General features: G+C 58.9%; 6 protein-coding genes. 3 read left to right on the forward strand and 3 right to left on the reverse strand.

From position 1 onward, the window contains the following. Positions 1–321: 321 nt before the first annotated feature. Positions 322–1,128, reverse strand: a complete 807-nt coding sequence (locus MTR72_RS15200; protein WP_341510458.1) for a hypothetical protein — start codon at positions 1,126–1,128, stop codon at positions 322–324. 92 nt (positions 1,129–1,220) lie between these two features. Between MTR72_RS15200 and MTR72_RS15205 the strand changes: the two genes are divergently transcribed. The 3 genes from MTR72_RS15205 (at position 1,221) to MTR72_RS15215 (ending at position 5,729) form a co-directional block, all read left to right on the forward strand. Continuing rightward, complete coding sequence (locus MTR72_RS15205) at positions 1,221–1,685, forward strand: hypothetical protein (RefSeq protein ID WP_341510459.1); 465 nt, start codon at positions 1,221–1,223, stop codon at positions 1,683–1,685. 306 nt (positions 1,686–1,991) lie between these two features. Further along, entirely contained in the window at positions 1,992–3,599 is a 1,608-nt protein-coding gene (locus tag MTR72_RS15210; RefSeq protein WP_341510460.1) for a carbohydrate porin, read from the forward strand. 321 nt (positions 3,600–3,920) lie between these two features. Beyond that, a complete protein-coding gene (locus MTR72_RS15215; protein WP_341510461.1) occupies positions 3,921–5,729 on the forward strand; it encodes a hypothetical protein in 1,809 nt (602 codons plus the stop codon). A gap of 1,110 nt (positions 5,730–6,839) precedes the next feature. Here the strand turns inward: MTR72_RS15215 and MTR72_RS15220 are convergent. Both MTR72_RS15220 and nopM read right to left on the reverse strand, forming a co-directional pair. Further along, positions 6,840–9,080: a hypothetical protein gene (locus MTR72_RS15220; RefSeq protein ID WP_341510462.1), complete on the reverse strand. Its 2,241-nt coding sequence runs from the start codon at positions 9,078–9,080 to the stop codon at positions 6,840–6,842. A gap of 621 nt (positions 9,081–9,701) precedes the next feature. Beyond that, positions 9,702–11,447, reverse strand: coding sequence for a T3SS effector NEL-type E3 ubiquitin ligase NopM (gene nopM / locus MTR72_RS15225; RefSeq protein WP_341510463.1), 1,746 nt, complete (start codon positions 11,445–11,447; stop codon positions 9,702–9,704). Positions 11,448–11,471: the final 24 nt, after the last annotated feature.

Raw genomic sequence — 11,471 nt, forward strand, 5'->3', positions numbered from 1 at the left:
AGGATGCGGCGGCGGTGTGATGACACGACCGTTCAGATATGGTCTCAAAACTGTCGAAGGCTGATTAAAAAGGGAGCTGATTGTAAGGAGAGGCGCAGCGCGCTCCGCCGTTCAGAGCCACGCCTCGATCATGCGGAAAGTGCTCTGCCCCACCTCCCCTTGAGTGCTCTATGATCGTGACGGCTTCAGCGACATGCCGCTGGAGACGCCGGCGCCCGCACAAGCTTCGGGTATTTTACGGCTGGAGCCAGCTTTGCGAAGCTACGGCCCGCCTCCTCGAGCACAGTTGGAGACTCGACCACGCCTGCAGCGTCTCAGACCTCAAGGCTCGGCTGTCTTCGGTCCGGCGATCACTGGCGCGCCTCCGACGGAAATAGGTCCCTGTGGTTTGGACCGCCCGAAGCGTTTCCTGGCGGCGCTCGAAACAGCCCGGGCTGACGACAAAGGAGGCTCGGAAGCAGCAGAAGGGACAGCTGTTAAACTCTGCAGCGAATCGATCCGCGAAGTCAGCATGGTGATCTGATCCAGGATCCCTTTGAGGTCATCCCGCTGGGCATTGATCCGGCTGTTGAGTACTGCGATCTCATCGCCAGTTTTCTGCTGTGCCCACTTTATCTCAAACAAGGATGCCCTGTCCTCCAGTGACAGGCTCATCGTTGAAGCGACGTCCTGGGCTTCCGGCGCCTCGACAAACTCTTCAAGGTCAGCCCAAAGCCAGGCGCCAGCAGCACACGAGCCAACGAGGACAAGCGGGAGCACCAAAACCGGGAGAATCCGTCTTGACGGCCCGTGCAAGGGCGGCCGCAAGTCTGAAGCGGCCGCTTGATCAATCAAGTCCATTGTCCCTCGCTCAAGATCCCATTCCACCAGGCTTGTTTTGTCGACGCGATAGCCTGCGATGCTCACGCGCTCCAGGAGCTGCCAGCGTCGACAATAATCAATCTTGGCGAGCTTGCCGTCGGCTGCCCTGCTCCTATGAAACGCTACTTCTTGAGCAACGCAACGCGACAATTTGCGCGTTCTCCATGATAGCGTCACCAGCGAGCAATGGTACTCATCTTCGCCGGCGATGGCGCTTTTCTCATCATTCAGAAGAACTTTGCAGATTTTCTTATCGTGCCACGGCACGAATGCAAACCGTCAACTGATTCTGCAGTGTGTTCGATGGAGCCCCGCCTCACGCCTTGCCGAGACCAGCAACTTCATCCGGGAAGCGCCACGTGAGCGCCACGGCTGATCGGCCGAGCCGCAATGGCCGATTGGACCGGCAAGCACTGCACCTGGTCAACTACCAATTCCGGCAGATTGTTCGAGATGATGGGCTCGTGGCAAGCGAGACCAACGAACGCCGCGCTCGTCAAGGATTCGGATGCAAGACAGGTTGTGCCGCGCTGACGGCAGCCAGCAACGGCTCGCCGATATCCGCCGAAGCCGCTCGATGGCTGATTCCTCCGGCCTCGTGGGCCATCACGTTGGATGTTCTGCTGTGGTTGCCGCGCGCGCAAATTCAAAGGCTCTTCGGCCTTCAAGCCTGGCGATTGTATCGTGTTTCGCTGACAACGATCCCAACGAAGCGCTTCGTGAAGCCAAGCCTCTTGCACGGCGAGCCTTGCTTCCCGGCAGCTGCTGTTTCGTCCAGAAAGCCGCCTTCGATGCAAATGCGCGACACCGCCAGGCTCGCCTGACTCGCAGTGAGCAGGGTGGACATTCGCAATGTTTTGGTGGCCAGGACAGCAAGCCCCCGCGCGCTCGTCGTGAGCATTTGCCGAGCCTGCGCTCTCAGCTGGCTCTCGGCGCACCGGCGTCATGCACAAGCAAAGTTTCGGACCAGATCATCATCGCGCCACGAGCTGAGAGGTTCAGGAAGCCTTGGTGGTTCTCTTCGGATGGATCGAGTTCTGGCTCGTCCCCCTTGCCCTCGGACGCGAAAACGCCGGGAGCTCACTCTGGGCCAATCAGGCCGCAGTTCAATCTATTCATGGCCGGCAGACATGGACCCGAAGTACGCCATGCGTGATTGCCTTCTTGCGACGACCTCGCCTCGGACATACTCGGCTACGGCAGCACTTTCTTTCAATTTCAGGCCAAGGGGAAAGCAATCTGGGCTTGTTGTCGCGCTTTCGCTAGCGGTTTGTCTGGTCGGCAATTCCGTACTGGCACAAACCGCGAGCGGACTCGATCCTAGTAACCACCCTGTGGATCAGGCCAGCAAAAGAGGAAAGACTTCCGATCGGGCCGCAAAGCTCCGGATCGACCTGATCCGTCAGACAATCCGCCCTTCTGCCCCGCCGCCAGCAGCAGGTCCCGGAGTGCCTTTCGTGAAGCGCGGCAATGCGGACAAGGCTACTCAGACGAGACGGCAAAAGACGATAGATCCCTTCGAAAGGTACAACAATCTGCGTGAAAAAGGGATGTGGCTCAACATACCTGGCCCTGCGGACACGATTGATCAGGACACGGACGGCGTTAGATCGGCGCTGGCAGATGTCGGCATTGGCTACATCGGCTGGACACACAACAGCTTTGCAAACAACCAGCTGCCGAATGCAGCCAGAAGCACTATCGCAAACCAGCTCTATATGGGCCAGAATCCGACCTTCGCGTCGGCAAACTTCATGATCGTCACCTACGATCTCAGCCGGTTTGGCATTGCCGACGGACAGATTGTCGTAGGAGCCGAGCAGCAATACTGGACGTGGGAGCGCCCGGGACCAGATCGAGTGGGAATCAATACGCTCGCCTACTACCAGACTTTCTTCGACAGGACGCTAGAACTCAAACTTGGCTACCTCAGAAACCAAAATGAGTTCACCGGCACATTGTTCGGAGGAATTACAGGATCGAACATGTCTGCCTTGTTCCAGGCAGGGATGAGCACCAATGCTGCGCCGACGCCGGCGGTCAACTTGAAGTACAATTTTGACGATCGCTTGTACAACAAGGTCTCCGTCCAGCGCTCAATCAGCCCAGATGGTGCCTATGCCCACATAACCGAGAATCCCACCGGCTTGAACTGGAGCACGGCCAATGCGGGCATCCTTCTCGTTGAAGAAGCCGGCTACAAGAGCAAGGCTGCTCCCGGCGTAGCCGACACGTGGCTGCGGGCGGGCGTTGGTTTGAACAGTAGCCGCTACACGAATTTGGCGGACCCCAAGCAACAAAGGGAGAGTGGGAATAATTTTCACTACATCGCTGCGGACAGGCAGCTCTGGCAGATTGACGCGAGTGGGACGCCGTCTCGCGGCATCTATGGCGGCTTCTCCATCATGGGAGCTCCGCCTGACCTCAACAGGATCAGCCAATATTACGAGCTTCGTCTTTATGCGAAAGGGCCTTTTGATAGCCGGCCCAGTGATCTGATTGCAATCGTTGCTAGCAACACGAGCTGGAGCAAATTTGCGGTGGATGCTGCCCTGGCTAAAGGCCAGCTTGTGCATCGTGATACCACGGCAATCACCGGAACATATACCGCCCATCTTGCTCCGGGAATATATGCAGGCGTGGGACTATCATACATTCATAACCCCACAAGCATCACGCACACGCCCCAAACTGAACACGCGCTCAATCTGCTGGTATCTACGTTGATATTCTTCTGATCATGGCAGACGCCATTCTGATTCCGCCATCTCGTGACGCATGGGACCTGAGCTTCGCGAACTTGTTGAGGAGACCGGCTGCATCTGCGCGAGATGAGCCCATCTAGGGGTGCGCCAGCTGTAAGAGCTTATGGACAAAAGATCTCGTTGGACCCCAAGCAAGGCGAGGCGGAGTGTTCAGGAGAAGCTGGTCCCGAACGCGGTCATTTCCCAGGTTAGTCACCGCGATAACTCTCCGCTGCGGAACCATAGCCAAGTCAGGTTCTCGAAAGCTTGCTCGACTAGGCAGACCTGTTCAGGTGATCCTGGAGTGAGGTTAGCGTGGACCCGCAAGATTTTGACCCGTTTAACGTGCCAGATTGGTCGCAGGTGCAGCACGACGTGCCGCAAGAGCCGCAGACGAGCCAGGCCGGACAAGACGGCTTTGAGCAGCACTTGGCTGAGGCAAAGCAGGCCGAACCCGCTCCCGTTGGCGATCGAGGCTTCTATCCCCATCTATCTACAGAAGACCGGGGCCTTATCGACAAGGCGATTGCTCACTATGTGGATCAGAAGAATCCGCAACCGAATACGGTCAGGCTTTATACTCAGGCACTTCGTCGACTGGCGAATGATCTCCGCGCCCGTGGCCAAACGACTGATCTAAGGAACCACCAGTCCCTGGTTAATCACCTAGATACCTACTTTCCAAATGACGCCCTCATGAAGACAGGCGTAAGCGTCCTTCGTGCGTATCATGATTCCGGTCATTTGGTTTGTCGCGGGCGACCGCGCGCGCTCCCCTCAGCGAAAGACGCATCTAACGATGGCCGGCAATCCCCGGATGAGGCGATCGATCCACGGGCCCAGAGCAATCTCCTGGCAAGTGAGGAGCTCCCCATCAATCATGAACATGACACAGCTCAATCGAGAGCAGCGAAAAGACAGAGGACGCTGAACGATCTGGAAGAAGTTCTGGTATATCGGAAACCGACCGCAAGCGCCGCTTCAGGAGGAAGTGGCGGAGCAATGCCGATCGCCTCAACGGGCGTCATAGTCCGGGGGCAGTGGGACAGGCGACCTCTTTATCCGGAGGATGCTGCCGATATCTTCAGGCTTGAGGAGGCGCTTATTGCGGGCGGGACGGCCTCCGTTACGGCGAAGCAGCATGCAGGTTCTCTTATCGGCTATAGCCGTTGGCTCTTCGCAAAAAATAAACCAAGCATTGTTGCTCGGCTAGACGGCAAATCGCTGAGCGATGGCAGTGACGTGCGCGAGTTCAGCGGTGCCTCTAGTAGCAACAGACTCATTAAAGCATTAGAGCATCTGCGGACCTTTCGGTCGACGGGGGGCGTCGTGCCCATCGTGCGTCCGGGGCGTACTCGCGCTAAGCTCAATCCTTCCCCTCAGAACGTGGCGCTCATCAATCCCGAAGGCACTTTACTGACAGAACCGACACGCATCGACAGCGCCGCTGCGCAGCACCGCGCGTCGTACGAAGCTAGTCGGCAAGAGGAGCATCAGGAGGGACACGACAATCAACCTGTCCCGTCGGCTCTCCTCGAAGGACAGGTCGCGGTCGATCCAGAGCAGCTTCCTCAGGAGCAGCTTCGGCGCCTGCGCGACCATCTTGATGACCAAGCTATCCCCTTGCCAGTTTCCCTGCCTTCAGAGGAGCTTCAGCAGCTGGAAAAGGAGTTGCGTAACGAGCTTCACCGGCAATCGGAGGATCCCCCTGACCCCTCGTTTTCCTTTGATACAGAAGAGTTTATCATTGATCCAGAGCAGTTCTCTCCAGCGGAGTTTTGGCGACTGCTCGAGGATGAAGACGCACAGGAGCTTACCGAGGGGCGAGATGATCAACCCGCCAACTCGGCTTTCATCCAGGAGCAAGTCGCATCCGATTCGGAGCAGCTCCCTCAGGCAGATCTTCGGCGAGTACTGGATCATCTCGATGATCAACCCAGCGACTCGCCCGTCTCCGTCCCTCCAGAGGAGCTGCGGCAACTGGAAAAGGACTTGCACGACGCGCTTCACGGACTAAGGGATGATCACTTCGCTCCTCCTGTTTCCATTGATCCAGAAGAATTTACTTTCGAGCCAGAGCAGTTTTCTCCAGGGGAGCTTCGGCGACTGCTTGATGATGAATAACCAGAGGCGAGACGTCCGCTTTCGTGCAAGGGCACATCGCTTTCGGCGCAGAGCAGAGTTCGCAGGAGCGACCGTCGGGGATGCCGCGATGTTATTGCCCTGCCCGAGCCATCGTCGAGGCCAACCGTCTACTTGACGCCCATTTCTTGGCGAGGGTCGATCCGCCCCACATGGCATCGGGGTTGTTTGTTGTACCGAGTAGAGGCGGGTTCTCCCATTGGCAGGCTCTTCTGCCATGGGTGATCGATTAGCGGTTGTGGTGCGAGATAGCCGTGGACGAAGCTAGTCTTCGTGGCTTTAACGGACCGATGTCGCCTCAAACTCTGGCGATCATGGGAAGCCTGTCCCGACCATCAAGACTCAGAACGGCAACCGGAAAAGCCTCCCTCCTCGTTGTGGCCGCCTGCTCTTGTGATTTGGTTTCTCTGGGGATTCGTGGTTTTTGCCGCTGGGTCCGTACTTAGCGCCTCCGGATCAGGCTGTTGGCAGCGATAATTGGGGAATTCTGAAAACAGGCGTGCTCGTTCCTCCCTGTGCGTTATCAGTAAACGTGATGGTACCAGCTAACGTGAGCATCGGCTATTCAAGTGCGGTATCATGATAAACTTCTGAGAACGCTTCGGCCCCGGCTTAAATCATGGCAGCGAACGGTCCGACGCGCTCATGTTTCAGCACCACGAATACGGCACAGCGAACTAATGATGAAGCGACACAATGAGGCAAACGATGCGCGCAGGAGGCCGTTTGTCATTCAATTTGACAGCTGCCGGATGTTGTCTCACATGCGGATCTTGCAGGGCAGCGTACCTCTATATCCACACTTCCGTGTCGAATGGGTCGTTTGGCCCGATCGGGTTCACGCCGCGCTCTTTTGAGAGACTGTCGCTTCGAAATTTTTTGAGCCAGGCTCGGGCCTGATGTACGGACAGCGGAGAGGTTGCCGCTTGAGAAAACTGACTGAGCCAACATCGCCGTCGAAATCAGGCGTGTATTCACGCCCCACCTCTGCGATCTGCATCGATTGGGTGCATCGCCGGTCAAGCGCGGCCTGATAGAACGTCTCACGCGAGCTGCCCGCCGAGCATTTGGAATTGCAGCCAACTTGCTTCTTCACCGAGGTTCGGGATAAACGCGAACGCGCTGGCGTCCTTCGCTTTCCACCAACTCGCCTCTATATGGCATTCCGCGGATTTCGAAATAGGTCGGCCGCCCGGGCTGGGGCATGATGCCCTCGCCTTCCAAAACGCGCACGAGGTAAGGCGGCAGGAACCGCTCCCTATGCTCCCAGCCGCCCCGGATAAGATGGCCAAGATCGACTGCACCTTCCCCGGTTTGCCTTGCGCTTACGATTGGCCGTGGACGATGCAGCGGCCGGGATGGCCCGGCTTCGTTCATCCCAGCGGCGCGCGGGTGATGGATCAGGCGAATATCTCTGCGACCGCCCGGTCCAAATGTCGCCGAATAGCGCTCCCCATTGATTGCAAACTGACTTGGCTCGAACTGGTTTGGCAGCAGATTGATGTTGCCCAATACATCGATCAGCACGTCTGAAGCCGCCTGGGAGCCGTGGCGCCAGTTGGCGCCAACGATTGCTCCAATGTCCCGCAGCTCCGAAGCCGCCCCCGGCTGTCCTGCGAACGGCGAGGCGGCCGCAAATTCAGGTGCTGGCGCGGAGCGCGCATCGTCACGCAAGTCGTGGGGTGTGGGTGGATCCAGATCAACGAAGGACTCGAGACCGCCGTAGATGTTTGACCATCGAGGCCTCACGGACGAAGGCGATGCGGGTTCTTGCATCTGTTGCCCAAGCCATGCCCAGGCTCCCTGGCTCGGGGTGGCTGGAGTGGCAGGAAGCTCGAGCGGGGGCTGAGCTTGCGCAGCCCAGTGCGGCGCCGGCGCTGGTGAGGCAGGTTCATGGATTTGGTCGCCGAGCCAATCCCAGGCTCCCGCGCTCGGCGTCGCAGGCGTTGCGGGAAGCAGCTGGGACGAGCCGGCCCGCCATCCGCTTTGCGGCGCCGGCATCGATGAGCCAGATCCGTGCATTTGCTCTCCAAGCCATTCCCAAGCTCCCGCGCTCGGCGTGGCAGGCGTTGCGGGAAGCTCCTGTGGCGAGCGGGCCTGACGAGCAGCTTCCGCAGAAGGCTGACCCGGGTCCTCAGGAGGGGGCAATCCCAGTGCCCTGTTCGCCTCAAGGATTTGCTGGTAGAGCCCAAGCCTGACCAGATCAGCGTTGATCTTGCTGTCCCCGGTCTCGTGCTTGTACTCCTCGACGTCCTGAGCGAGCCCAGGGGTGGAAAGTCGGCCGGCGATCGGCTGTCTATCATGCGTCTGCAGCCACTCACTCAGCCTGAACATGCGGCGAGTTTGCCTGTCGATCGTCTTTGGGTCGATCCTGTCTGTCGCCTTTTCCGCCGCCGCCCACATGCGAATGAGGGTTGCGTCCTCAGCATGAGGAGCCAGCCGGCGGACATCGGCTGCCAACGTGTTTCCGGCACCGACTTCACGAAGCTTCTTCAGGGCCGCCTTGATGCGCCTGCCGCGGTCCTTTGCGTAGGTGTCGACGTCCTCATCGAGCTCAGCTTCTAGCTGGTGGTTTTCCACATCGGGATTTACCAGCTGCGCGTTTTCCAATTCCCGACGAATTCGATCGGCAATTGAGGGCCTGCCGGCGTCGCTCAGGCGCGCGCTCAAATGGCGCAAATCGGCTGCCGCATTCTTGATAGTGCCATCGCTGAGATTACCCGCCGCCTTGTTTCGGAAATCTTCAATGAGCTCCTCATCGGCCGAATTGACCCCGCGCGTCCGGCCCGGCTGCCTGGCATAATCAATTCGTACATTCGTCGAAAAGACGTCAGATTCTCCCGCGTCACGCGACGACTTTCCGCCAAGGGCCTTGCCGATTCCCGACTTGAAGCGTGACCATAATCCACGGCTTTTTCCGCTCTTGGCCGAGGCGGCAGACTCTGCGTCCGGAAAGCTGTAACGTGCGCTGCTGAACAGATCATCTCGCAAACTAGACTGCGGCACTTGCGCCGAAGTGGGAAGCTGGAAGCTGGCAATGTCTACGCTCCGTCGCGTGCCGCCTAGCGCACTCTCCCTGAAAGCGGAGTGCGGCGGCACCCGCATCGAACCGCCGAAATCCTCCCGCCGGACTGCTCGACCACCTCCTGCGGGAGACCGCTCAGGCGAAGCTGACTTGCTTTGATCAGACGGATCGAGATTCAAGTCCTGCAGCCGCCCTTCAAAGTCACCCTGCTCGCTTGGGCTGCCCGTTCGCTGCCCACTCCGCCCCTGAAGGGCGGCGTACTCTCGCATCCAGGCTCCTGAATCGAAGAATGGGTCAACCGGATCCATCCTGCCCTCCTCATGTTTGCATAGACCCTGCAGCAATCCGTACGGTCTGGATTACGGCCAAATAGCAGCTCGTTCAGCAAGAGTCAGATTCTTGATTGTTGTAGCCGCAACCTTTCGAAAAGCTGACGAGATCAGGATATTACTGGGCGCGAGAGTGGCCTGGGATCGGCACTCGCCTGACTAGGGACGGGGTCGCTCCAATTTTGCCGCACCTCTTCGCCGGCCTCCAGTTCGAGCTGACGAATTCCTCGACGGACGGAACAATGGATCGCCTGTCGATCGTGCGCCGAATTCAAGCATCGCCGCCCGAACATTTAGCTGCCTCGTCAAACCGAGCTGGCTGGCTGCGGCAGCGCCTCCGCGACCGATGATTTCACCGCTGCGCGCCTTGGTCTCCTCGACAACTTTTCGACCGAGGAGCTCTCGTCGCGAAGCGCCTTCGACTGGACGTAGATACGCCCTCGAAATTTTCGTCACTCGGCAAGACCGAAAGACCCTCATCGACGGCAGCGCATTGCCAAAGCGCGAAAGCACCTTGGCAGCGATGGCCGAGCCTTCACGATCGATCTTTGGGTACCGCCGCGGAGCAATAATGGATATCGCTGCGGCGGTTTGGGAGCCTCATAGTTCGAGGCCACGCTCTGCGAGCACACGTTGCATGACCTCGCCTTTGATCTCGCCAGCGATCTCGTTTCGGACTTGGGCTCCGAGCACCCGCTCGGCATCCGCATCGCCTAGAAGACCATGCTCGACCAGTCGCTGAGTCAAGCGGGTTTGAAACTCGTCGCCCATGGCGTCGAGCACCCGGTCTCCCATCGCGGCATGTTCGTCTGGAGCGATGCGCCTCAGCACCGTCTCCCAGGGTTGCCAGCGGCTTGCCATGTAGTCGGTGAACTGGCTTGCTTCCCGCTCCCGGACCAGGTCGAGCGCCTCCGTCGCATCATCCTCGCTGACGTGAGAGACCTCTAGGAAGCGCATATCAGGGGCGAGATGATAGAGCTCCAACGGCTCGCGCAGCCGATGTTGATAGGCCAGATAGACTTCGATGTCGTCTACGTTCGGGTTGCCGCTCGCGAGCGAGTTGATCCTGTCGCGCGCGATCTCGTCCAACGCCTCCAAGCGGAAGGCGACACGGCCGCGCTGGATCAGATCGCCAAGCCGATCGTCATATACCCCGTCCTTGACGTCAGCGTTGATGCGCGCGGTCTGCATACCATTCCAGTGCAAGGTGACCCGATCCTCGCAGCTCGTGTTGGCCTCGGAAGCCTGTGCAAAGAACTGCTCGCGCAACGTCGGATTGGCGGCCGCCTGCCGTAGATCGTCAGCCACTGCTTGCCGAAACCCGTTATTGCCGTAGTTCACGCTGCCTCGTAGCCTCTCCAGGAACTGTGCGTAGTCTTGGGCGCCGGGCTCATCCGCAAAGTGCTCCCATTCGGCCAGCGTGGCCGGGTCGTCTGCGAGCCAGTGTGCGGCAGCTTCATGCAGGGATTGCTGCGCAAGCTGCGGTGGCGCTTCAGCCGCCGCCAGATGAGCGAGGATGTCGTCCGGCAGCGCGTTATCCTCCAATTCGAGGCTCTCCAGATGCGGGTAGTGAAGGCTATTATTCGGCACAAGAGCATCTAAAAGACCTTCAGGCAGGCTGGTCAGCCGGTTACCGCTGACATTGAGTGATTGGAGCGTGCTCGGAAGTGGGTCGGGGAGGTTGGCCAATTGATTGCCGCTGACATTGAGTTCAACGAGCCACGAGGGGAGGGACACCGGGAGGTCGGTCAACTGATTGCCACTGACCGCAAGCGAGGTGAGCCCGCTCGGGAGAGCGTCCGGCAGGCTGATGAGCCGGTTGTCGTTTACGTTCAGGATCTCGAGCCCGGCTGGAAGGTTTGCCGGCAGACTGGTCAAGCTGTTGTCAGCGACCTCTAGCTCAGAGAGGGTCGCCGGAAGATCGTCCGGCAAACTGGTCAAGCGATTATGGCTAATGAGAAGACGCTGGAGACCGGGTGGGAACGCGGCAGGCAGGCTGCTTAGCTCGTTGTGCCTGGCGCGCAGTTCCAGCAACCTTGGCGGAAGGGCGGCGGGCAGAGCGGTCAGTGAGAGCGAGGACAAATCCAGCGAGCGCGAGCCTGTGTTATCCGAATTCCTGATTCGTCTGCGCCCCTGTCGCCTATTCTCGGCTTCGCACTGCCCTTCTTCGGCAACCCAATTGTCCAGGATCTGTGCGCGCGCGGAGGCTGGGGTCCGATACCCTGTCAACGTTTCGACCAAATTCGCGACGGCACGATTGAAGCCGCCGAGGTAGCTTTCCTGCTCCACCTCTTCAAATGCGCCCGGGGAGGAAGCCGCGCTCCGCTGTGCGTATCCTGTGTCCATCAATCTCTCCATCGGTCAGAACTA

The organism is Bradyrhizobium sp. ISRA442, assembly GCF_038085055.1.
Taxonomy (GTDB): Bacteria; Pseudomonadota; Alphaproteobacteria; order Rhizobiales; family Xanthobacteraceae; genus Bradyrhizobium.